The organism is Petrocella sp. (genome assembly GCF_059865615.1).
Genome location: NZ_JCBCDA010000028.1, coordinates 1 through 21,154, shown reverse-complemented (window position 1 = coordinate 21,154; position 21,154 = coordinate 1). Strand labels below are relative to the sequence as shown.

The window sequence follows — 21,154 nt, the reverse complement described above, 5'->3', positions numbered from 1 at the left end:
TTTAATTTCCTCCGAAGATATTTTCTGACATCTGATTGAGCATCTCTATGCCTCTAATTTCTTTTTCCTGCATGGGTACTTTTAGCACTTGTATGTCTGTAAATTGATTATGAATTTCTTTCAAATATTTTTCTTGCATATTTCTGCGATTTCCAAAGAAGGGTGTTACGGCTTGATCATCGGGAATAATAAGATTCGCCACGATAAGTTGTGTATGAACATCTGCTGATTTTAGCTCTTCGGATGCGCGATACGCTTCAATAATCGGTGTTTTTTCCGGATACATAACAAAGCCAAAAGTGGTTTCCTCTTTATTTTTCATCATATTAATAACCTTGTCAAAACGGGCTTTTTGAATTTTATCCGCGGTACTGATTTCCGTAGAAATACCGGCTTTTAATTGAATCTGTTTGCTCCAGTCCATAGGCAACTCAAGAAGCCTTAGCGTATGGCCGGTTGGTGCCGTATCAAAAACGATAACTTCAAAAACGTCGCCACTGGCATATTCCATAAACTTTTGGAAGGAAGCCATTTCTTCCGTACAAGGTGAATCCAGTTCTTCTTCCATGGCTTGAATTGTATTCGCATCAAAATTCAAACGGGCATCTTTTAATATGGATTCTTTATAATCATGAGTAGCTTTTTTCTGGTCAATCTTCACGGCAAATAAGTTTGAAATTCCATCAATTTGTGTGACTTCATCTGTAACCGGCTTATCTAACACATTACCAATATGAGCCGCAGGATCTGTTGTCATAAGCAAGGTCTTAAATCCCTTATTTGCTGTTTTGACAGCTGTTAAGCATGCCATAGAAGTTTTACCAACGCCGCCTTTACCTGAGTAAAAAATATGCTTTCTTTTACCTTTTTCCGGATAGATGAGTTTTCCGATATCAAAATTCAAGTTATCCAGATTAATTCTTGGTACAGAATCAAATTTAGCTTCTTCTTTATCCTTAATAGCAATTGAAGCTTCGTTTTCTAATGGTACATTAAAGAGCTTTGCACCGCATTTCTTAAACATATAAATACCTTTTAGTTCACCGTCAAATAACTCCATAGTCTGAATGGTCACATCTGGGAAGGCTTCATGGGCTTTTTCTTTATAACCTTGTTGCATTTCATATCTGGATTTAAAAAAAGGGTTAACGATTTCAGATTCCGGTATAAACCCGTTGATGATGATTCTGCTTGTAGTCACACCAATCTGTGCCAATTCATTAGATGCACGTACCGTCTCTTGAAGCGATGTTTGCTCCGGTTGCATAACAAATACAAAATCAGTTTGCTTAGGATCTCTTAGCTTTGATAAAGCTCTATCGTATTTTTCCTTACTTTCTTGAATCAAAGCCACCGGTCCCATACAGGTTTGGCCGCTACCTTTAGAGCTGTCTTCAATATGCCTGCTCCAGTCTACCGGAAGCTCCAACAAACGGATTGTATGACCTGTAGGCGCTGTATCAAATATAATAATGTCATAATTATCATCATCCATAAAGTCAATAAACTTATCAAATGAAGCCATTTCCTCTGTACAAGGTCCACTCAGTTGCTCCTCAGCGATCTTAATCATTTCCTCATCAAATAACGCTCTCATAGGTGCTAATGATCTTTCTTTATATTCTTTTGTTGATTCATCCGGATCAATCTCCATGGCATATAGATGCTCGATGCCATTGATCTTCGTTATACTATGACCAATCTCCTGATTAAATACATCTGATAAATTAGCAGCAGGATCTGTGGTGACAATCATAGTTTTTTTACCACTATTAGCATAATGCACCGCTGTTGTACTGGCCATAGACGTCTTACCTACACCACCTTTTCCTGAGAAAAATATAAACTCTGTCTTATTTGTTGTTTTATTCATTAATTATTTGCTCCAATTCTTCAAGTGTCGGATAGGCTCCGAATTTAATAATGTTACCATCAAGTGTGGTGATGGGTAAAATGTCTCTACCTTTTTCCTTAACTAATTTGAAAACACTTTCATTTTCTTTAAATTTCATTGGTTGCTGGGTAATCATATAACGTTCCACTTTTGCACCCTCATATTTTTTCTTAATATGTTCAATATTTTCTCCCAGCTTTACTAGACTATCATCAACACTAGGACCGCAAAGACCTGTTGAACAACACATTGGTGGATCATAAAATTCTATTATCATCATTTTCTCCTTTTAGTATATGGTTTGTTTATGTATATATTTGAGTTTATGCATATACGAATTAAAAAATATTTTCATATATGGTTAAAGGGTCAAAACTAAGTTTCACTAAATTCGCCTACCATATGTAGATTACGTTGATACATTCATAACTACATATGGTAGGTGAAAGTTCAACTATATAGTTTTGACGCCTTAACCATATATGCTAAAACATTGTCTCTTTAAACTCTACAAAAGAACATTTGCTATCTTTATACTTCTCAAGCAAAGCCATATCTTTTGCATATGACTGACTCATTTTACTTTCTTCTAATAATAATTCATAAAGCTTCGGGTAACGCTCTATAAATTTTTTGCTAATCTCATAGTAAACCCATTGCGCTTGTTTATCATAACTAATGATTCCTGCATTTTTTAACTTTGCCAGATGCCTTGAGACATTGGACTGCGTCATATTTAAAATCATTTCAACTTCACATACACATAGGTCTTGATTGAATAATATACCAAGAATTCTAAGCCTATTTTCATCACCTAATGTTTTGAATATTTCCGATAATTCCATAAGCATTGCCCCCAATCGTATATGAGCAGAATCGAATATACTAATACTACCTCATAGTTAATCTTTCGTCAAGTCAATCGCAATAATACTAATTCTGATTTATAACCGTGTTAACTTTTGCTAATTATTTTTCTCTTAGAACAAAGAGGACCATCAACAGAGCTGATAATCCCTTTTAATTCTATACCAAATATTCTTTTATTTCCGATGGCTTAGGTACTCTACCCATCATCTTAAGTGTCCCGTCAACAACAAGTGCCGGCGTACTCATAACCCCATAACCCATGATTTCTTTCATGTCAGTTACTTTTACCACTGTCGCTTCAATGTTTAGTTCTTTTAATGCTTTTTTTGTATTTGCTTCTAGATTTGTACAGTTCTTACACCCTGGTCCTAATACTTTGATTTCCATAAATAGCCTCCTAATTCTAATGTAGTAAAAAATTAAATAAGTAACCTACAGTAATGATTCCGAAACTTGTAATCATTACAAATATAGTTATTAATTTTGGTTTTATGACTTTTCTAAGTAAGATCATCGCCGGTAAGGATAGGGCCGCCACTGCCATCATAAAGGATAAGGCTGTACCCATGCCCATACCTTTTGATATTAATGCCTCTGCTATAGGAATCGTGCCTATGACATCTGCATACAAAGGTATGCCAACGACCACACCCACTAAAACGGCAAAAGGATTACCGGGCCCGGCGTATTTGGTCAGAATATCAGCCGGTGCCCAACCATGTATGGCCGCACCAAGGCCGATGCCAATTAATAAATATAGCCATACATGCTTAACAATCTTCATGACTTCTTCTAGTGAAAACCTAATACGTTCTTTTCTTGTGAGTGTTTTTATTTCCACATCACCCATGGACATTTCATAAACATAGCCTTCAACTTCACTTTCCAGGTTGAGTTTGCCTATGACAATACCTCCAATAATACCAATAATGACACCCATGGCTATATACAGGGCTGCCACCTTCCAACCAAATGCAGCCAATAAAACAATTATGGCACCTTGATTAATAAGTGGAGATGTAATTAGAAAGGAAAAGGTTACACCAAGTGGTATGCCACTTTCTACAAACCCAATGAAGATCGGTACCGATGAACAAGAACAAAAAGGCGTTACAGTACCAAGCAGTGACGCCATGATATTTCCTTTTATACCACTGAATCTTTCAAGAATCTTCTTAGTTCGCTCCGGTGGAAAGTAGCTTCTGATATATGAGATTAAGAAAATCATAATACTCAGTAACATCAGAATCTTAATCACATCATAGATGAAAAAATGTACTGAAGAACCTAAGTTAGTATCCATGGACAACTTAAAGACGTTTTCCACTAAAGCAGCTACCATGTCATATAACCACTCGAACTTTAGAATGCTGGTAAAGATACTCCATATCCCATTAAAAAAATCTAACATTTTAAACCTCTTTCTAAAATCATAGTTCCATTTATTCCTTCAACCCAAACATTATAGACTTCCAAGAAGAAAAGAAGCTTCGCTTCGTTATAAGGTCGAATAATAAATCTATTTATCTTTTGCTTAAGTTATGATGTTGGTTAAATGCTTTAACCTGAATATAATCATCTATATGTTTTAACCTATACATATCCTTCAAATATGAAGCATCCTTCTCCAAATGTCGAACAATATCTTTAAGCAAGGCGATTAACAACTTATTAGAATGGTCAATATCATAGTACATCAGTTGCTCCAATCTTTTAGATTCAACAAAGTTCAAGTCTCTTAGTTTAGCCAGATGTTTGGATATCTTAGGTTGTGTTTCCTCTAATATGGCTTGTATTTGACATACACACAAGCTTTTGTTATATAACAATATCATAATTCTCAAACGCGTCTCATCCGATAACACCTTAAAAACATCCATAACTTCTGTCATGTCTTACCTCCAAATTAAAAATACGTACATTCCCATATGGGTATATACGTATTGTACTTTGTTTTCTTCTTTCTGTCAATGGATTTTTATTGACATTTCTTGTATCATACCATACCCTTAATACCATACAAATAGAAAGTATCCTTAAGGCATCTACTAAATAAATGAGCTTTCTTATGGAAAACAATTACTATGGAGGTAATATGATTAAGGATAATAAAGAGATCATCACACAAGCCCCTTTTAAAGAACTAAATAACATAGAAGAACCAAAAAATGAAGCTTACCCGGAACATTGGATTCGTAAGACACTTTTGTTTTTACTGAGTCAAAGCTTTTCTTTGTTCGGTTCTGCTTTGGTTCAGTTTGCAATCATATGGCATATCACACTAACCACCCAATCCGGTGTTATGATGACCATCTCCACGGTTTTTGCTTTCCTTCCCCAGTTATTTATTTCTCTATTTGCAGGGGTTTGGGCTGATCGTTATAACCGCAAAACACTGATGATTCTCTCGGATTTTCTTATCGCAGGTGCTACTTTGGTTTTAGCTATCTTGTTCTATTTGGGTTATGGCAGCTTGTGGGCGCTTTTTATCGTTTCCGGTATACGTTCTCTGGGAACAGGTATTCAAACCCCTGCTGTTAATGCTTTTTTACCACAAATTGTTCCTAAAGCCAAGCTAATGAAGGTCAATGGTATTAACAATAGTATCGGTTCCTTAATCATGCTGATTGCACCTGTTATTAGTGGTGTTTTACTTACTTCTTCTACACTGGAAGTCACCTTTTTTATTGATGTTATTACGGCAACTTTCGCTATACTGATTTTATTTGTTCTCAAAGTGCCACCTCATGAAAAAGCCCTTTTAAGCCAACAAGAAGGCTATTTCGACGACCTAAAAGCAGGATTGCTTTACGTTCGTAATAACCGATTCATTAAAGACTTATTGATATTTTATGCCGTCTTTTTCTTTTTATTGGTTCCCGTTGCTTTTCTGACACCGCTTATGGTGGCGCGTTCTTTTGGAGACGATGTTTGGCGTCTAACGGCTAATGAAGTTGTCTTTTTCCTTGGTTCAATAATAGGTGGCTTACTTATTTCCATATGGAAAGGCTTAGAAAACCATAATCATACCATCGCTATTTCTTGTAGCTTACTGGGTATTTTCACCCTTGCTCTTGGGCTATCAAAATACTTTTCTGTCTACTTGTTTTTCATGTTTCTAAGTGGACTCATCGTACCATTTTTTGTGGCCGCCATCACCACAATGCTTCAAGAGAAAGTGGAAATCGATATGCAGGGAAGGATTTTCGGACTGACACAGATTGTTATGGCCGGCGTCATGCCTCTTGGTATGGTCATCGTAGGTCCGGTTGCTGATCTTGTCGCCATTGAAAGTCTTTTTATCGTTACCGGTTTTTTAATGGCACTTCTTGGTATAAAAGTATTTTATAACAAAAGTACGCAATCATGAAAAAATTCTCCCTTATAAAGCAATAACTGATTTATATTTTTTAATCTTTCATATGATTTTAAATATATATAAGCCAACCCATACAATGGCGATATCAGCCGACATATGAATCAACCATGAGGCAAGAAAACTTTTGGTCCTATCCACAAAGTATGCAAAAATAATTCCACCGATAAACAGACCCAATAGTGCGAGTCCCATCACCCATAGATCAAACCAAGTTCTAAAATTCGAAACATGGTAGAGCGCAAATACCAATGCAGAAAATATATAGGCTAAGCGATGCCAACCCGCCTTAACTAGCCCTTGAAAAATGAATCCTCTGAAAAACAACTCTTCAATAAACGCATTCACTACAATGGTATAGATACCGACGAATACAATTTCATTCTTTGATACAGCCATACGTCCTGATATGTCAGCTATTATATCATCCATTCCAATTAGCGGTCGAACAAAATAAAAAGCCAGCATAATCGTTAAGAAAACCAGTAGCGACCAAAATGATATTAAAGGTATATCCGACTTATTCAGCTTCATGGACCACTTAATCTTAAAATCATATTTATATAAAGCCATAGGCAGCAACAAAAACAAGGGCAACTTAATGAGTGTCTTTATAAGATAAGGGGTGTAGATTACTTGCTCAATAATGTATAGAAAGACCATAACAAATAGTGTATAAGCAATTATTGTTATTTTTATTTTCATTCCCTTACTACCATACCTTTCAAGTTGTTTTCAAAGAAATGGGGCATTATCCTATGGACATGCCCCATTCCACTCAAACGGAGAGAGGGGGATTTGAACCCCCGGTTCCTTTAGAGAACGACAGTTTTCGAGACTGCCACCTTAAGCCACTCGGACATCTCTCCAAAATCACTATAATAATATACTATAAAAATCCAGAGCTAGTCAACCCCCACTGTAATAAGATAGGGCGTCTCTAATCTTTTATTATCCTCTTTTATTACCCTGGCTTCCGGATTAAAAGGCTTTCCTCTATAGTTCTTGGTAACGATGCATTCCCTTCCATCTTCCAGTTTGATAGTGAAGCCGATTGGATAAGGTGATACCCGTTCTGCAAAGGCTCTAACCAACTTAGGATCAAATGCAGTGCCCATGCCCTCAATGATCATCTTAAAGGCTTGTGCCGGATTAAGGGCATCCCTTTGACGTCTTCGACTGGACAAGGCGTCAAAAACATCTGCAATGGCTACGATTCTACCATAGATACTGATGTCTTCTCCAGCTTTCTTTGTCGGATAGCCACCACCATCATAGCGCTCATGATGTTGCAAAATAGCTAAATAGCTACGCATAGGCAAGTTGAACTCATCTTTGGCGAAACGATACCCTTCCACGGTATGGGTTTTAATTAATTCATACTCTTCATCTGTGAATGCCCCCTCTTTTTCTAGAATCTCTTTGGGTATGAACATATTACCGATATCATGAAAAAACGCACCTATAGCTAAACGGTACATCTCAAGGGATGACAATTCTAGACATTTACCAATAATCAGAGAAATAACCGTTACATTAACCGGTTGTTGATAGGCATAATTTTCAATCATCTTAATATCAAAAACATCATACAAATCAATTTTTTCGCTAATAATATCTTCCGTCAACTTATCAATAGACTCTAAACAGGCCTGCATGTACTTATGATAAAGACCTTTATTCTTACTCTGAATGGCCAAATATAACTTCTTAAGATTCTGTGTGGCTTCATTTCTGCTTTTTGAAGTTATGGTACATTGAATCTCAAGATCCTTGGAAAAATCATCCAGTACGTATAAATAAGGGATTTCATATTGGGACAAATTCTGTATATAACGCTCTGTTATCTCCGTGCCTTTTTTTGCTAATATGGTTCCATTGATGCTATAGAAATCATCGGCAATCTGCATGCCGGTCTTAAGATCTGAAAACTCTACAAGTCTCATACTTAACCTCCATCTAACTTCCACGACCTTGTCAAAATCATTATAGCATTTCTAAGGGTAAAATCAAATAAAAATTAATACTCTTCTCCTCCTCACATTCTCGCAAGTTTACAGAGTTTTCTGATATCTTGCAGTTCTTAAACCTATATATTTGTTTTTGATAATATAGTATCCATCTCCGCTTTCAATTTCTTTTTCTTGTGTTCCATAAGGCATTCGTGTACCAAATAAATTCTGCTCCTTCATACTTCCCATCAAGATGCCGTTCTGTTCTTCTCTATTTGTTGCAGTAGAAACAAAGAAAATTCCATATTTCGATCCTTCTCTAACCAGTACAATCATTTTTTCAACCACATCTTCATATGTCTCTGATAACCTGGATTCCCGACAACTCATAACGAGGTTGGCGGTTCAACTACAAGGTCACTATATCCTTGCTTCTGTTTTTCTAGAATCTCGCCTACACGAACCACTTGACCTGGCTGCTCAAAGCATTCTATAACATCCAGTTTATCCAATATACTTTGCAGTGTATAATCTTTGAAAAGATTCTTTTCCTGCATTTGTTTCTTAATGTATGGTTAAGGCGTCAATCCAACTATGCGCGAAATATCACTTTCGTAGCAAAAAAGACCCGCTAGCCAAACTCATGTCTAAGGGGTCTTACTTATACTGTATTAATTTTTGTTACCACCACCACACCGGAAGAACCGTCCCTCTGGTTTATTATACAGAGTTCTCTTTGAACTCCTTTATCCTTCTGTAAAAAGTACTTCTTGATGAAATACCAAGCTTAACCATGGCGTCTTTAACCGTTATCTCTTTCTCTTCAAGCTTATCAATCATTTCAGCTAATAGTGGTATTGAAACTGCTACTTTTTTTCTGCCAATATATTTTTTTTGTTTTTTTGCGATCTCAATACCAACTTCTTGTTTCTTTCTTCTCTTACTTTGCTCTACTATATATAGTGGATAAATAAGTGCGTAGATAACTTTTCTATTTGAGTCGTCAATATAGAAATCTCCAGCTTTTAAAGTGGCACATCTTACTATGATATCAAGTAGAATTTTAAGGCGCTGGTAGTTATTTTTCCCAATATCTGTAACCCTATCAAACACGAATGATTGACCAGGGTATATATTTTTTGTAGAGAGCTGAGTATCTGGCTCGACATATTGATCAACAACAAGATTATCACCTGTATACTGGTAATCTGTTCTTATGAGCCATTCAAGAGGGTCCATATACTCAAGTCCTGCCTCATCAAGGTAGGTCCAAAGATCTTCTCTATTCTCCTGGGGTACTCTTTCATATATGAATGTTGGAATTTTGTTTTCTCTTAGATAAGTTTCTTTTCTAAGCTCCAGATTAAGGCCAGGTATACCTTGAAAAGTTTCAGGTGTCAGTAAATCTATTACCTGATAATATGGTTTGAATACATATTCAAAGGAGTCATCCTCATAATGTGTTTGTGTAAGATGGCATACAGCATATTTTATATCTAGTAAGTCCATTGAGTATATCGTCGCTTCGACAGATTTCTTTTTCAATTTCCATTCATCCTTTCATATGTTGCTCTGATTATCAAGGAAAATCTACTTTGAATCATATGCTTATAGAAAGCTTTATGTGTCTCACTGATATGTTTTATTGAATCAATGATTGTTACTATTGCCTCCATATTAAATCGTTCATATACCTTTATAAGTGCATCGTTACATTCTTTGTAAGCCATGCTACTAATCACTTCATAATAGGAACTCTTTTTCCCATTAAGTAATATCTGCGATGTTGGAAATGCAAACACTCTCATTTCTGTTTCACTTTGATCAGCGATAATTTTTGCCATCTCATCTTCATCTATCATTTTTGGGAAAAGACATGATCCATTGTCAAATATTGGTGCCAGACGATATTCATTGTTTTCCTTTATGAATCCCCAATTACCCCCATGTCGATCAAAGTTACCAAGAAGTGCATCCAGTATATATAATTCCCAGAATTGACTAATCGTGTTTTGAGGGTCAGCTAATTTATTATTAGCCAAAAGGATATCTGTAATGCCTTCATAATCATATGTGAATTTTTCTCTATCTTCTTCGATGCTACTCTCACCAACATCATTAAATGCAACGAATTGTTGACCCTTAGCCACAAAGTCTTTTATAGCCACAACCTCTTCACCTTTGTAGGTACCAAGATAAGTTTCTTGAACTTCATACCCCATAGTTGCCATGATTCTACAGCCTAAATACTCTGATATATGATTATTTCTAGTTAGAAAACGTTCTTTTTTTCTAAATTTTAGTATATAGTCTTCGCTACCAACAGTAACGCCTATTTTACGTTCTGCACCGCTATATAACTTTTTATTTTGTGAGTATATGCTATAATCCATAATATCTCCTTGTATCAATAGGGTATTCGTTTTGTTTTGATACTATCATTATACTACATATTCAAGTTGTGTCAATAGGGTAACTTTTTTATTTTGGCACACTGTATTTGCAGAAATTTAGCTTTTGAAAATTATTTTTTTCTAACTGCAAAAGAACCTGAATTAATGAGTAAGTTATTAATTCTACAAGATTTATATAACCTATCCGATCAAAAAGTTATTCAGGAATAAAAAGTATTATAAGACCAAAAGAGAAGAAGATTATCGAGAAGGTTACAGGTACAGCTTCTTAAAAAAGGATTGTGAAAAATGTAATTTCAGAGAAGAATGTGCCGAAAAAAAAGCAAAAAAGAAAGTACTCTCAATTGGCCTTAATACCGCTGAATTTTATAGTAAGTCACAAGAACAAAAAGACGCTATCTTTAAAGAAAAGTATCATAAAAGAGCCAGTATAGAAAGTAAGAATGCTGAGCAGAAGCGATTCCACGACTTAGATCGAGCCAAAGGATATGGCTTAAGAAGTGTATCAACACAAGCCAAGCTGACTGCCCTAGCGGTAAATCAAAAGACAATATCAAGGATAGTGGTAAAGCAGAATATTCATGTTTTGTACCGGAACCATTACCACCGAAAAATCCAGTTATTCAATATGATGATGAAATGATTTATTTGATATCTGAAGCAAACAGATATATTGGTAGACTGGATGAAGTGACTGACACATTAATTTCCCCTAGTTATTTTGTATATATGTATGCGAGAAAAGAGGCAACGCTTTCCTCGCAGATTGAAGGTACAAGAGCGACTTTTTCAGATCTAATAAAGGCAGAAGCCGGAATGGCAGATGAAGTACCAAATGATGTTGCAGAAATTGAGAACTATGTGAAAGCTACAAGCTATGGTTATGAAGGGCTAGAAACTTTGCCACTTTCATTAAGGTTAATCAGAGAAATTCATGGAATCCTTATGGATGGTGTCAGAGGAGAAAATAAAACGCCGGCTGGTCGTGAAGCTTCACTTCACTGCTCGCCATGCAACCCGGGAGAATACAGAAGATCTCAGAACTGGATTGGTGGATATTCAATTAGCACAGCAAGCTATGTGCCACCATCAATTGATTATCTAAATAATTGCTTGGATAGCTTTGAAAAATTTATGCATGAAAATGATAGAATATCACCGCTTGTAAAAGCTGCTCTCATCCACAGTCAGTTTGAAATGATCCATCCTTTTTTAGATGGAAACGGACGGGTAGGGAGATTATTAATTGCATTTTATTTAGCTACAAATAACATTTTACACAAACCGACACTCTATCTATCAAAATTTATAAAACTAAACCAGCAAGCTTATTATGAATGCTTATCTAATATTCATGTAAAAGGTGATTATGAGACTTGGATCAAATTCTTCTTAACAGGCCTTATAGAAACAGCACAAGAAGCAGTGGAAATTGCACGAAGTATATCTGCACTTAGAGAAGAAGATTTAAAGAAAATCAATGCAATGGGGCGAATAAGTGAAAATGCTCTTGTAATCTATGAAGGATTATTTGACAAACCGACAATTAATATTGAAGAAGTAACAAGCAAATTGGATGTCAGTGTTGCAACAAGTGGTCGCTTGCTAGAGAGACTTTGCGATGAAGGGGTTCTAAGTAATCTTGATAATCGTAAAAGGAAAAAAGTTTTTATTTATAAAAATTATATTGATGCTTTTAACAAAGATTGATAGAGTGATATTTAACTGCTGGTTGATAGAAGGCGTGAATGGGTAAAAAAGAAGCAGTTCAACTTGCAATTGAAAAAGTACTTGAACCCTCCTGTCTAAATTCAGCTTAAATAAAGAAGAACTACTATTTCGCATACAAAATATATACTTATGAAGACACACTAATTGTTATGATTAAAACAAAAAATACAAAGGTAGTAAATAATCGTCTTGGATTTGAACATCCGAGTAAATGGCAAATCATGATTCGTGATTTCATAGCCAATAATTTTAGGTGAAGATAAAATGTTGACAAAAGTTTGCGATTACCAAACAATCATAAAGTTACACCATCAAACCGGAAGAACTGTCCCTCTGGTTGCAATTTTTTGTTAATGACTTTGAGAAATTGAGATAATTGCCATCATACTGAAGATATCTATGAACAACAATGCAATAATTGCAGTTCTAAATACCGCCAAATTTGTGTGCCTATATTTCATGATTAGCCAAATTAGTCCAATATTTCCAAAAAGTAAAATTGAAACAATAAATATGATACTTGATTTCATAAACTTACCTTTCCGATTTTAAAGGGCTTGCTTAAATTGCAAGAACAATTGATTGCAATCTAAAGATGAGTTATATGCCGCTACCCATTCAGCAATTGCAACTCCTCCAGCAAGTATTGCGGCTACAATTCCTATAATTGTTCCTATACCAGCAGTTGGTCCAGCACTAGCTATAGCAGCAGCTATTGCACCTGCACTAGCTCCACTAGCCGCAGAAGCTGCCCATAAGTTTGAATCTAAGTCTCTTACTTCCGAACAAAATTCATATGCTTTATCGCGAGCCACTAGATTTTTACTGTCATATCCAGCCCATCTACCATATGTATTGCCTAAGCTTAAACTAAAGAACATTCCAGAAGTGTTAATCCTACTATCACTATAATAGTAGCTGTAATTCCAATATAGGGAATATTTTGATGCTGTTGCTTTTGATGCTTCCGCTGTTGGTTTTACTGCACTTAATGAATCATCAATTTTAAACTTGGCACTCTGTTTTGCACCAGCTTCTTTAATTTCCATAGTATCATCAGTGAGTTTTACGACAGATTCTTCTCCACCACCAGTTACCTTTACAACTTTTGTATCGCCTTCATAGCTTTCTGATATTGTATATGTGACTCCGTCAACTACAAATTTTTGTTGTACTTCTTTCGCAGAGGCAGGAACGGTAATGCTAATAAGCATCACTAGTGTAAGTATAAAACTGATCATCCTATTAGTCAATCTCTTCATAATAATAAATCTACTTATAATATGTTTGTGTTTAGCTTAAGTGACTGAAAACAATTACCCTCCTTTGCATCGGAAATTTTTTGGCTAGTTGACACGCTACCCGTATTTATTTAGTTTCTGATTTGCAAATCATGTCTTTATTATATAAAAACTATAATTTTAATGCTACTACCCATTTGGGTAGGCAATATAGTGTAATAAGTGTTTCTCTGTTTTTTTCTTAGAATATACTATTAGGTCTACGACCTTACCACCATCGGCTTTGAAAGACATCAAAAAAAGATGTTTGAATATCACAACATCTTTTTTATATAGGGATTATCCCAAGATTTGACAAAGAGCCGCTAAATATCACTTTCAAGGCAAAAGAGATCCGCTAGCCAAATTCATGACTAACGGGACACTATTATTCTGTATTAACTTTTGTTACCCCACTGAGCCAGAAGAACCGTCCCTCTGGTTGCCTGGTTGCTGGTCTAATAAAAAATCTACAATGTTTTTATGAATGATACCGTTTCTTGAGCGGTCAACTTTATCCATAGATAGGACTAATTTTTTATGGTTATCTGCTATGGCTTCAAGTACAGAAAACTCTCTTTCAATCGTGGATGCCTCTGCTAGAAGATAAGTAACCTGTATATACATCTTATTAGAACCTTTTTCAGCTATAAAATCTACCTCTTGATCTTCTAGCTTACCTATATAAATCGTATAGCCTCTTCGCCTTAATTCAAGATATACAATATTTTCAAGTGCTTGCCCGATATCCTGTTCATTGTTGAAGTATATTGATCGAAATCCTAGATCATTCATAAAATACTTCTCATTCGTTTTAAGGATTTCTTTCCCTTTTATATTATACCTTGGAATACCATGTACTAAAAATGCACTTTTTGCAGCATCAATGTAATTGTAAATGGTCTCTTTAGATAAACGGCGGCCTTCATTCTTTAGATATTTTGTTATTGAAACTGCCGAAAAAATCTGACTTATATTATGCATCATATACATCATAAACCTTTGAAGAAGTTCTACATCTCTAATATTATGCCGTTTAACAATATCTCTTAACAATATTGACTGATACATATCCATCAAATAATTCTTTGTTGTATTATGATCTTCAAACTGTAATGTACCGGGCATACCACCTGCTTGTAAATAACTAAGAAATACTTCGTCTTTCTTTCCATCTCTTTTTACTGAAATGAGTTCAGAAAAGGACAATGGTAATACCTCAATAGAATAAAATCTACCCGTCAAATAGGTCGCAAGCTCTCCTGAAAGAAGTTTTGAATTTGAGCCCGTAATGAATACCTCTGCAATACCTTCTGCATTCAGTGAATTGACGACTTTTTCAAACCCACTTACTTCTTGTACTTCGTCAAGAAATACATAATATTTTTTATCGGATATCATTTTCTCACGAATATATTTATTTAGCATTGTATAATCTTTAATCGGCTCAAATTGCATCCATTCAAAATTGATACTAATGATCTGCTCCTTAGCTACACCTTGTTTAATGAGTTCTTCCTGAATCTGCATGAGTAAAGTAGATTTGCCAACACGACGCATACCAAGTAGCACTTTAATAACTTGCCTCCCAAGAACTGATTGGATCTTATCTAAATAGAAAGTTCTTTTTATCTGCAATTGTATCACCTCAAAATAATAGTATCACAGTAAGGTCTTTTATACAAGACTTTACTGTGATAATTCTTTTCTATGTCTTTTATAAAAGACTTCTGCGCGAATAATTAAAAGCCCACTCGTCTACAGTATTAACTCTGTAATGTTACCGCACCGTAGGAACTGTCCCTCTGGTTGCTCCTCTGGTTGCTCTGGTTTCACTCAGCCTTTTCAAATACATATTCAGAGCTTTTCTCATACAAGAATTCCGGATCAATATCTGCTTCATTACACCATTCGATACTATCAAAAGAGACCCTAACCGATTTGAATTTACTTTCATCTTTCAGCTCTCTATAAATACCTTTATCTAAGTAAGGTTTCATATCAAATAATCTTTTTTCACTATTATCAAAAGTTATAAGTAACTGATAATCGCTTAAAGGCTTAACATTGGTAACAGCAAGATACATAATTACACCTCCTATTTTAATGGATCAATCTTAAAAGGAAGTTCGCTATTCATAGCTATTTCCCAGTTAGCCATCAACTCTTCTTGATGAAGTTCTGCCCATGCTAAAACAAGTTTATGCTGCTTTTGGGGTAAATATCCTTCTTTTAACTCACAGGTTTTTATATCAATAATTGCTTTATATTCTGCGTAGTAAGCATGAAAAAGGGGAGGATTATGTTCTTCTGGAGCACAAAACATTCTAATTATTATGCCATAAAACATACTTATCGTTGGCATCTTGTCACCTCTTTCAAAATATCATAGTAATATTCTTCCTTCAGCATAATTATAACATACTCTATTAGAACATTCCATCTCAACCCTACCCAAGCATTTATGCGCGAAATATCACTTTCAAGGCAAAAAAGACCCGCTAGCCAAATTCATGACTAACGGGTCTCTATTATACTGTATTAATTTTTGTTACCCCACCGAGCCGGAAGAACCGTCCCCTTGGTTTGGTGGTTGCCATTATTCGTCAATTCTTTTTTCTAACTCTTTGTAAATATTACTATCTTTTCTCAAACCAACTATAACAATGATCATAACACCATTTTCTTCTTTTAATTTGTATCCTACCCGATAATCACCATCAAATCTAAACTTTAGATAATCTTTAAGCTCTCTTGCTAAAGGCTCACCATAACCACCTCTCGCTTTAGGCAAAGGATTTTGTGCTATCTTGTTTGCTTTGTCTCTTAGATTAGATATTTGAACTTTCGTTAGTTTTAATTTTTTGATATCCTTTTGAACACTTTCAGCCCAAATAATCTTATAACCTTGCATCTTTAAACACCAAGACTTTCAAAAAATTCATCACTATCAACATATTTAGTATTTGGATCATTAAGTCGTTGTTCCATTACTTTAATCAACTCTAAGTCCAATTGTTTTTCTACAATACTTTCCATAGCTTTAAATTGCTCGTAAGGTACAATTACAGCGGAAGGTTTGTTATGGTTGAGAAGTATTTTGGCGTTTGTGAGTTCTTTTAGATATTTACCAATATGTTTTTTAAAATCAGTAATAGGTATTACTATGTTTTCAAAGCTTTCAGCTATCATAATATTCCCTCCTTTATATATTAAATATTAACACAAAAGTTAATAAAAGTCAATATATGATGCGAAATAATGTTCATTATAAAGTGCCTTTATATAAACGAAGCTTTCAATAAGAGAAAAGAGATCTCCAATGGAAATATCTAAAAATAGTTCCTAATGTACTTAGTTGCTCTATCGAATACAGCAATTATATTCTCCATATTCAGCATGAAAATGAGGTGGCAAATGGTCTCTATAATTCATAAATATTTTTATTCCTCTGAACATACATATCGTTGGCATAAACTTTATCTCGCCCCTTATCATCAATATATTATATATTAACACCCTTATCTAGGAGAATTATATCATATTCATTTACAACATTCCATATTAACTCGGTCAACCCAACTATGCGCGAAATATCACTTTCAAAGCGAAAAAGACCCGCTAGCCAAATTCATGACTAACGAGTCTCTATTATACTGTACTAACTTTTGTTACCCCACTGAGCCGGAAGAACCGTCCCCTTGGTTTTTTTCCTCTGGTTGTCTGGTTGCTGGTTACCTGCGGTTTTCCCAATGGGTTGTGGCTTCATCATAAATATCATCTAAGGACATCTCTTCAAATACATGATCACTTAGTTTTACATAGTCCTCACTACTTATATTTTCAGAGTGTCTAATAAACCTTAGAAAACCAGAGTAACCTAGTTCCTTAATTAATATTCTAGACCCTTTTTCAATTATTTCTTTATCTGTAAAACCGCTTTTATCATTCAATAACATTAATATCCATCTCCTTCCTAAGGAAATCTATAGGATTATATAACTTTATTAATCCTATTGTTTCTTTCAGGTTACTTTTATTTCTTTCTATAGTTCTTAGAAAATTATCATCACAGGTTAAAAAACAATCACATTCACTATAAACTGCAGCCGCAAGATGAAGTGCATCTTTATCTTTTGCATTTGACTTTGAAGTTATTTCCTTAGCCATATCTCTAATTTTATTATTTGGGTGCACAACTACTTTACATAAAGATGAAATCGCCTGAATGTGAACTCTACGTTCCATAAATGGATTTCTACTATTTTCATATTCCAAAATAAATGACCAAACTAATTCATAAGCTTCTTTTTCAATTAATTCAAATAGAATATCAATTGCCATTGATTCAAATCGTATTCGGATTTGTGACTGATCATCAAATATTCTATTGTATATATTCATGTCAAAATAAATCTTCATAATTATATTGCCCTTTGCCAAATATAGTATAAGCATAACCCTATTATAATCACCTTTGCTATAGTTACATGATATCATCCACCTTCAACTTATGCAATAGCCCGGTTAATTATGTACGAAATATCACTTTCAAGGTAAAAAAGACCCGCTAGCCAAATTGTACTGACCCCCAAAAGTTAGACCTAAAAATCTAACAATTGGAGGTCGGTACATGACTAACGGGACTCTATCATACTGTATTAATTTTTTTACGCCATCAAACCGGAAGAACCGTCCCTCTGGTTGTTCCTCTGGTTGTTTGGTTTTACTTCACCATTAATATTTTACTTTTCTCAAGTATCTCTTGATCTTGATTGATCATACTTAATATTCGTTGAACTGGCCCAGAAGGAATGTTTTTATCAGCTTCCCATGCTTCAACAGTTTTTGCTGCTACACCTAATGCTCTGGCAAAAGCCGCTTGACTTAACTTCTTCTTTGTTCTGATTTCTTTGATCTGTCCTCCATGAAAATGGGGTAAATCGGCAATCTCAACTACATGACGATTACCTTTAGTTTTATCCCCTTTTTCATATTCTATAGATTCTGCTAATCCTTGAAAAATACTTTTTGCTACATCCATCCAATCACTTCTTTCTTATTTCATCATTAAGTAACTTAATATATTTCTTAATTTGGTTACACGCTTCTTTTGATAAATTGACTTTTTCAGATTTTGAGTAGGCTGATATAAAGTATATTTTCTCATAAAATGCAAAGTCAACATAGACTACTCTTATCCCGCCACTTTTTCCAGTATCCGGTAATGACCATCTTAGTTTTCTCAGCCCACCTGTTCCTTGAATCAGGTCTCCCACTTCAGGATAAAGACAAAGAAAACTTTCTAGTTCCCTAATGTTATCTTCAGATAAATCTAGTGATTTACAACACTTTTCAAACTCATTCGTTCTTATAAACTCTCTTGTCATATTATATACCCCATAAGTAATTATACCCTACTGAATAGGGTGTAGTCAATGTTAAATACCAGTTTTTTTGCAACGAAATTTAGAGTAAATTCTTAGCCCTTGTTCCATATCACACATTATTATCAACTATTCACAAAACAGCTCTTTAAAGGCAAAAAAACCGCTAGCCAAATTCATGACTAACGGGTCTCCATTATACTGTATTAACTTTTGTTACGCCACTGAGCCGGAAGAACCGTCCCTTTGGTTTTGGTTGCTATGGTTGTGATTGCTTAGTCCCTCTGGTTGCTAATTAACTTTGACTCAAGGTAAACTGAATCCGTACATAAATCTATCCTATTATTCCAATGATTATTTGAATCTATTTTATTATTGATATCCCAAGCAATGTTTCCAAATTCATCAATGAAGGCTTCTTTAAACTTGTTTTTATTCTTCAAATTTTCAAATACTCCATATAACATTTCATTCATATCATAAAGTTTTACTTCTCCATTATCAAAATGGACTGTCAAAGTATAATCATCATTCGCTATTAAATTTACTATTTTTCTTGGTCCTGATTCAAAATATGCTTTAACATCTTTTGGCATTTGAACTGTTTTCATCTAAGACACCTCCTCTTACTTTAAAGGATCAATTGTAAATAATTCTTTTTGTTGTTGCGCAAGATACCAAACTTCTCTGAGTTCTTCTTGATGCAATGCTGCCCATCCATAAATCATCTTTAATTGCTTATTTGGCATATTACCATTTATTTTTTCTACTTCTTCTATAGAAATACAGCAATTATATTCTCCATATTCAGCATGAAAATGAGGTGGCAAATGGTCTCTATAATTCATAAATATTTATATTCCTCTGAACATACATATCGTTGGCATAAACTTTATCTCGCCCCTTATCATCAATATATTATATATTAACACCCTTATCTAACATAATTATATCATATTCATTTACAACATTCCATATTAACTCGGTCAACCCAACTATGCGCGAAATATCACTTTCACCGCGAAAAAGACCCGCTAGCCAAATTCATGACTAACGGGTCTCTATTATACTGTATTAACTTTTGTCACCCCACTGAGCCGGAAGAACCGTCCCCTTGGTTTCTTTTTTTGTTATTCTGCTTTAGCAGTTCTTACTGCATAGATTACAAATCTAGCACTATCTTCTACTAGCAATAAGTCTACAGTATCACCAACTGCAAGAGTGTTCATTGTAATTGCCTTGTAAGAATCAGTTGCATCAAATATCTTAGCATCTTTAAGATCATATACAACATTTCCAAGACCATCAATACCTGTATTTAATGTTCTAGCAGTATTGGATTTTGCAGCTATTTCATAATCAGTGACAATATCATCAGCCGGAGCAACTAAATCAACATCACCTGTGGCATCATTAATCTTAACAATCAATAAGTCCCCAGCTTCAACAGCAGCAGCAGCAGTATTTGCATCTGCGTCTTTATTATCTTCTTTAGTAAAGTACTCTGCTTTAACACCATCAACGATTAATTCTAATCTCCAAGTGTTTTCTCCTGCTAATTTGACAGCATCTTTTGTTGCAATTGCTTCTTTATCTGTTGCTTCAGAACCTAAATCACTTGCATTAACGACAATTGCTACAACTTCATTTTTGTCATTAACATAGACATCACCGTCTTCAATTTCTGTGAATTTAACATCTTTTAACAATGCTACAGCAATATCATCAGCATCAGCATCATCAGTATAATCTGAGATATCAAATACAACTGCACTTGTTAATAGTTTGTTGCCAGCAACAAATCTATCCTTTGTTTCAAATTCTAATCCTGTATTAGCTTCTAAAAGATCAATAACTTCAACACCTTCTATTTCGCCATCTTTGTCAAAGGTAATTTTTACTACATTGTCTACATCCCATCGATCAAATGCAGAATCACCAGTGAAATGGACCTTACCATCAATATCAACACCAACATCTTCAACATTAATGTCATATTCAACAACTTTTCCTGCTTCATTTACAACGTCAAGATTAATATATTCATTTCTACCCATTGGATATTGATCCTTAATCTCAGCTGTAACAAATGCATACATTGTTGATGAATCAACATCGCCTAAATCACCAGCGATATAAACAGCATCACCAAATCTGTTAAGGAATAATGTTACATCACCTTCGTCTTGGAACTGCTCTGCAGATTTCGAATCTAAAAATGATAATTCTCCATCTTCATTTAGATACTTA

At 34.8% G+C, this 21,154-nt stretch carries 28 protein-coding genes, 1 tRNA gene and 1 pseudogene; 3 read left to right on the top strand and 27 right to left on the bottom strand.

Annotated features, from left to right (window positions below; genetic code table 11):
• Window position 1: 1 nt before the first annotated feature.
• From AC6F8J_RS02930 to AC6F8J_RS02905, 6 genes are all read right to left on the bottom strand, one after another.
• The gene (locus tag AC6F8J_RS02930; protein ID WP_500720854.1) at window positions 2-1,873 is read right to left on the bottom strand and encodes a TRC40/GET3/ArsA family transport-energizing ATPase; all 1,872 of its coding nucleotides are present in this window, start codon (window positions 1,871-1,873) and stop codon (window positions 2-4) included.
• A complete protein-coding gene (gene arsD, locus AC6F8J_RS02925) occupies window positions 1,866-2,171 on the bottom strand; it encodes an arsenite efflux transporter metallochaperone ArsD (RefSeq protein WP_500720853.1) in 306 nt (101 codons plus the stop codon). The genes AC6F8J_RS02930 and arsD overlap by 8 nt, the downstream gene beginning before the upstream one ends.
• A gap of 208 nt (window positions 2,172-2,379) precedes the next feature.
• Window positions 2,380-2,739, bottom strand: coding sequence for a metalloregulator ArsR/SmtB family transcription factor (locus AC6F8J_RS02920; RefSeq protein ID WP_500720851.1), 360 nt, complete (start codon window positions 2,737-2,739; stop codon window positions 2,380-2,382).
• Window positions 2,740-2,920: 181 nt separating this feature from the next.
• Entirely contained in the window at window positions 2,921-3,151 is a 231-nt protein-coding gene (locus AC6F8J_RS02915; protein WP_500720850.1) for an MTH895/ArsE family thioredoxin-like protein, read from the bottom strand.
• A 16-nt stretch (window positions 3,152-3,167) separates the two neighbouring features.
• Window positions 3,168-4,175, bottom strand: a complete 1,008-nt coding sequence (locus tag AC6F8J_RS02910; RefSeq protein ID WP_500720848.1) for a permease — start codon at window positions 4,173-4,175, stop codon at window positions 3,168-3,170.
• 112 nt (window positions 4,176-4,287) lie between these two features.
• Window positions 4,288-4,656, bottom strand: a complete 369-nt coding sequence (locus AC6F8J_RS02905; RefSeq protein WP_500720847.1) for a metalloregulator ArsR/SmtB family transcription factor — start codon at window positions 4,654-4,656, stop codon at window positions 4,288-4,290.
• A 203-nt stretch (window positions 4,657-4,859) separates the two neighbouring features.
• On the opposite strand from AC6F8J_RS02905, the gene AC6F8J_RS02900 reads away from it, so the two are divergent.
• Window positions 4,860-6,134: an MFS transporter gene (locus AC6F8J_RS02900; protein ID WP_500720845.1), complete on the top strand. Its 1,275-nt coding sequence runs from the start codon at window positions 4,860-4,862 to the stop codon at window positions 6,132-6,134.
• A gap of 48 nt (window positions 6,135-6,182) precedes the next feature.
• On the opposite strand, the gene AC6F8J_RS02895 is transcribed toward AC6F8J_RS02900, so the two are convergent.
• The 7 genes from AC6F8J_RS02895 to AC6F8J_RS02865 form a co-directional block, all read right to left on the bottom strand.
• Complete coding sequence (locus AC6F8J_RS02895; RefSeq protein WP_500720843.1) at window positions 6,183-6,845, bottom strand: CPBP family glutamic-type intramembrane protease; 663 nt, start codon at window positions 6,843-6,845, stop codon at window positions 6,183-6,185.
• A gap of 78 nt (window positions 6,846-6,923) precedes the next feature.
• A tRNA-Ser gene (locus AC6F8J_RS02890) sits at window positions 6,924-7,009 on the bottom strand.
• A 36-nt stretch (window positions 7,010-7,045) separates the two neighbouring features.
• Window positions 7,046-8,086, bottom strand: coding sequence for an HD domain-containing phosphohydrolase (locus tag AC6F8J_RS02885; RefSeq protein ID WP_500720841.1), 1,041 nt, complete (start codon window positions 8,084-8,086; stop codon window positions 7,046-7,048).
• A gap of 108 nt (window positions 8,087-8,194) precedes the next feature.
• Complete coding sequence (locus AC6F8J_RS02880; protein ID WP_500720839.1) at window positions 8,195-8,482, bottom strand: hypothetical protein; 288 nt, start codon at window positions 8,480-8,482, stop codon at window positions 8,195-8,197.
• On the bottom strand, window positions 8,479-8,649 hold the full coding sequence (locus AC6F8J_RS02875; RefSeq protein ID WP_500720837.1) for a hypothetical protein: 171 nt from the start codon (window positions 8,647-8,649) through the stop codon (window positions 8,479-8,481). The genes AC6F8J_RS02880 and AC6F8J_RS02875 overlap by 4 nt, the downstream gene beginning before the upstream one ends.
• Before the next feature lie 163 nt (window positions 8,650-8,812).
• Window positions 8,813-9,637 (bottom strand): hypothetical protein, encoded by an 825-nt coding sequence (locus AC6F8J_RS02870; RefSeq protein WP_500720835.1) that lies wholly within the window; start codon window positions 9,635-9,637, stop codon window positions 8,813-8,815.
• Complete coding sequence (locus AC6F8J_RS02865; protein WP_500720833.1) at window positions 9,634-10,485, bottom strand: HipA domain-containing protein; 852 nt, start codon at window positions 10,483-10,485, stop codon at window positions 9,634-9,636. The genes AC6F8J_RS02870 and AC6F8J_RS02865 overlap by 4 nt, the downstream gene beginning before the upstream one ends.
• Window positions 10,486-10,675: 190 nt before the next feature.
• On the opposite strand from AC6F8J_RS02865, the pseudogene AC6F8J_RS02860 reads away from it, so the two are divergent.
• Both AC6F8J_RS02860 and AC6F8J_RS02855 read left to right on the top strand, forming a co-directional pair.
• Window positions 10,676-11,095, top strand: a pseudogene (locus tag AC6F8J_RS02860) (transposase); the annotation flags it as partial.
• A 50-nt stretch (window positions 11,096-11,145) separates the two neighbouring features.
• Window positions 11,146-12,216, top strand: a complete 1,071-nt coding sequence (locus AC6F8J_RS02855; RefSeq protein ID WP_500720831.1) for a Fic/DOC family N-terminal domain-containing protein — start codon at window positions 11,146-11,148, stop codon at window positions 12,214-12,216.
• 569 nt (window positions 12,217-12,785) lie between these two features.
• On the opposite strand, the gene AC6F8J_RS02850 is transcribed toward AC6F8J_RS02855, so the two are convergent.
• The 14 genes from AC6F8J_RS02850 to AC6F8J_RS02785 form a co-directional block, all read right to left on the bottom strand.
• Window positions 12,786-13,499, bottom strand: a complete 714-nt coding sequence (locus AC6F8J_RS02850) for a geobacillin-26 family protein (RefSeq protein ID WP_500720829.1) — start codon at window positions 13,497-13,499, stop codon at window positions 12,786-12,788.
• 426 nt (window positions 13,500-13,925) lie between these two features.
• Entirely contained in the window at window positions 13,926-15,155 is a 1,230-nt protein-coding gene (locus AC6F8J_RS02845; protein WP_500720827.1) for an AAA family ATPase, read from the bottom strand.
• A 194-nt stretch (window positions 15,156-15,349) separates the two neighbouring features.
• Entirely contained in the window at window positions 15,350-15,604 is a 255-nt protein-coding gene (locus tag AC6F8J_RS02840; protein WP_275843674.1) for a DUF2442 domain-containing protein, read from the bottom strand.
• An 11-nt stretch (window positions 15,605-15,615) separates the two neighbouring features.
• Window positions 15,616-15,882 (bottom strand): DUF4160 domain-containing protein, encoded by a 267-nt coding sequence (locus tag AC6F8J_RS02835; protein ID WP_500720825.1) that lies wholly within the window; start codon window positions 15,880-15,882, stop codon window positions 15,616-15,618.
• Window positions 15,883-16,116: 234 nt separating this feature from the next.
• Window positions 16,117-16,431, bottom strand: coding sequence for a type II toxin-antitoxin system RelE/ParE family toxin (locus AC6F8J_RS02830; protein WP_500720823.1), 315 nt, complete (start codon window positions 16,429-16,431; stop codon window positions 16,117-16,119).
• 2 nt (window positions 16,432-16,433) lie between these two features.
• The gene (locus AC6F8J_RS02825) at window positions 16,434-16,709 is read right to left on the bottom strand and encodes a type II toxin-antitoxin system Phd/YefM family antitoxin (protein ID WP_275843671.1); all 276 of its coding nucleotides are present in this window, start codon (window positions 16,707-16,709) and stop codon (window positions 16,434-16,436) included.
• Window positions 16,710-16,880: 171 nt separating this feature from the next.
• The gene (locus AC6F8J_RS02820; protein WP_500720821.1) at window positions 16,881-16,976 is read right to left on the bottom strand and encodes a DUF4160 domain-containing protein; all 96 of its coding nucleotides are present in this window, start codon (window positions 16,974-16,976) and stop codon (window positions 16,881-16,883) included.
• Between the two features lie 275 nt (window positions 16,977-17,251).
• The gene (locus tag AC6F8J_RS02815) at window positions 17,252-17,476 is read right to left on the bottom strand and encodes a hypothetical protein (protein ID WP_500720819.1); all 225 of its coding nucleotides are present in this window, start codon (window positions 17,474-17,476) and stop codon (window positions 17,252-17,254) included.
• Complete coding sequence (locus AC6F8J_RS02810) at window positions 17,463-17,861, bottom strand: PIN domain-containing protein (protein WP_500720818.1); 399 nt, start codon at window positions 17,859-17,861, stop codon at window positions 17,463-17,465. Before AC6F8J_RS02810 ends, AC6F8J_RS02815 begins: the two co-directional genes overlap by 14 nt.
• Window positions 17,862-18,243: 382 nt before the next feature.
• Window positions 18,244-18,561, bottom strand: coding sequence for a helix-turn-helix domain-containing protein (locus AC6F8J_RS02805; RefSeq protein WP_275843678.1), 318 nt, complete (start codon window positions 18,559-18,561; stop codon window positions 18,244-18,246).
• Between the two features lie 4 nt (window positions 18,562-18,565).
• Window positions 18,566-18,907 carry a type II toxin-antitoxin system RelE/ParE family toxin gene (locus tag AC6F8J_RS02800; protein ID WP_500720816.1) on the bottom strand — a complete coding sequence of 114 codons (342 nt, stop codon included), beginning with the start codon at window positions 18,905-18,907 and terminating at the stop codon, window positions 18,566-18,568.
• 272 nt (window positions 18,908-19,179) lie between these two features.
• On the bottom strand, window positions 19,180-19,515 hold the full coding sequence (locus tag AC6F8J_RS02795; protein WP_500720814.1) for a DUF2442 domain-containing protein: 336 nt from the start codon (window positions 19,513-19,515) through the stop codon (window positions 19,180-19,182).
• Between the two features lie 15 nt (window positions 19,516-19,530).
• The gene (locus AC6F8J_RS02790) at window positions 19,531-19,752 is read right to left on the bottom strand and encodes a DUF4160 domain-containing protein (RefSeq protein WP_500720812.1); all 222 of its coding nucleotides are present in this window, start codon (window positions 19,750-19,752) and stop codon (window positions 19,531-19,533) included.
• A 282-nt stretch (window positions 19,753-20,034) separates the two neighbouring features.
• The coding region (locus AC6F8J_RS02785) for a hypothetical protein (RefSeq protein ID WP_500720810.1) at window positions 20,035-21,154 on the bottom strand (1,120 nt) is incomplete at its 5' end.

Excerpts from the sequence above, each read along its gene's own strand:
- AC6F8J_RS02930 (WP_500720854.1), bottom strand. The coding sequence starts at position 1,873 with ATGAATAAAACAACAAATAAGACAGAGTTTATATTTTTCTCAGGAAAA.
- arsD (WP_500720853.1), bottom strand. The coding sequence starts at position 2,171 with ATGATAATAGAATTTTATGATCCACCAATGTGTTGTTCAACAGGTCTT.
- AC6F8J_RS02920 (WP_500720851.1), bottom strand. The coding sequence starts at position 2,739 with ATGGAATTATCGGAAATATTCAAAACATTAGGTGATGAAAATAGGCTT.
- AC6F8J_RS02915 (WP_500720850.1), bottom strand. The coding sequence starts at position 3,151 with ATGGAAATCAAAGTATTAGGACCAGGGTGTAAGAACTGTACAAATCTA.
- AC6F8J_RS02910 (WP_500720848.1), bottom strand. The coding sequence starts at position 4,175 with ATGTTAGATTTTTTTAATGGGATATGGAGTATCTTTACCAGCATTCTA.
- AC6F8J_RS02905 (WP_500720847.1), bottom strand. The coding sequence starts at position 4,656 with ATGACAGAAGTTATGGATGTTTTTAAGGTGTTATCGGATGAGACGCGT.
- AC6F8J_RS02900 (WP_500720845.1), top strand. The coding sequence starts at position 4,860 with ATGATTAAGGATAATAAAGAGATCATCACACAAGCCCCTTTTAAAGAA.
- AC6F8J_RS02895 (WP_500720843.1), bottom strand. The coding sequence starts at position 6,845 with ATGAAAATAAAAATAACAATAATTGCTTATACACTATTTGTTATGGTC.
- AC6F8J_RS02885 (WP_500720841.1), bottom strand. The coding sequence starts at position 8,086 with ATGAGACTTGTAGAGTTTTCAGATCTTAAGACCGGCATGCAGATTGCC.
- AC6F8J_RS02880 (WP_500720839.1), bottom strand. The coding sequence starts at position 8,482 with ATGAGTTGTCGGGAATCCAGGTTATCAGAGACATATGAAGATGTGGTT.
- AC6F8J_RS02875 (WP_500720837.1), bottom strand. The coding sequence starts at position 8,649 with ATGCAGGAAAAGAATCTTTTCAAAGATTATACACTGCAAAGTATATTG.
- AC6F8J_RS02865 (WP_500720833.1), bottom strand. The coding sequence starts at position 10,485 with ATGGATTATAGCATATACTCACAAAATAAAAAGTTATATAGCGGTGCA.
- AC6F8J_RS02855 (WP_500720831.1), top strand. The coding sequence starts at position 11,146 with ATGATTTATTTGATATCTGAAGCAAACAGATATATTGGTAGACTGGAT.
- AC6F8J_RS02850 (WP_500720829.1), bottom strand. The coding sequence starts at position 13,499 with ATGAAGAGATTGACTAATAGGATGATCAGTTTTATACTTACACTAGTG.
- AC6F8J_RS02840 (WP_275843674.1), bottom strand. The coding sequence starts at position 15,604 with ATGTATCTTGCTGTTACCAATGTTAAGCCTTTAAGCGATTATCAGTTA.
- AC6F8J_RS02835 (WP_500720825.1), bottom strand. The coding sequence starts at position 15,882 with ATGCCAACGATAAGTATGTTTTATGGCATAATAATTAGAATGTTTTGT.
- AC6F8J_RS02830 (WP_500720823.1), bottom strand. The coding sequence starts at position 16,431 with ATGCAAGGTTATAAGATTATTTGGGCTGAAAGTGTTCAAAAGGATATC.
- AC6F8J_RS02825 (WP_275843671.1), bottom strand. The coding sequence starts at position 16,709 with ATGATAGCTGAAAGCTTTGAAAACATAGTAATACCTATTACTGATTTT.
- AC6F8J_RS02820 (WP_500720821.1), bottom strand. The coding sequence starts at position 16,976 with ATGTTCAGAGGAATAAAAATATTTATGAATTATAGAGACCATTTGCCA.
- AC6F8J_RS02815 (WP_500720819.1), bottom strand. The coding sequence starts at position 17,476 with ATGTTATTGAATGATAAAAGCGGTTTTACAGATAAAGAAATAATTGAA.
- AC6F8J_RS02810 (WP_500720818.1), bottom strand. The coding sequence starts at position 17,861 with ATGGCAATTGATATTCTATTTGAATTAATTGAAAAAGAAGCTTATGAA.
- AC6F8J_RS02805 (WP_275843678.1), bottom strand. The coding sequence starts at position 18,561 with ATGGATGTAGCAAAAAGTATTTTTCAAGGATTAGCAGAATCTATAGAA.
- AC6F8J_RS02800 (WP_500720816.1), bottom strand. The coding sequence starts at position 18,907 with ATGACAAGAGAGTTTATAAGAACGAATGAGTTTGAAAAGTGTTGTAAA.
- AC6F8J_RS02795 (WP_500720814.1), bottom strand. The coding sequence starts at position 19,515 with ATGAAAACAGTTCAAATGCCAAAAGATGTTAAAGCATATTTTGAATCA.
- AC6F8J_RS02790 (WP_500720812.1), bottom strand. The coding sequence starts at position 19,752 with ATGAATTATAGAGACCATTTGCCACCTCATTTTCATGCTGAATATGGA.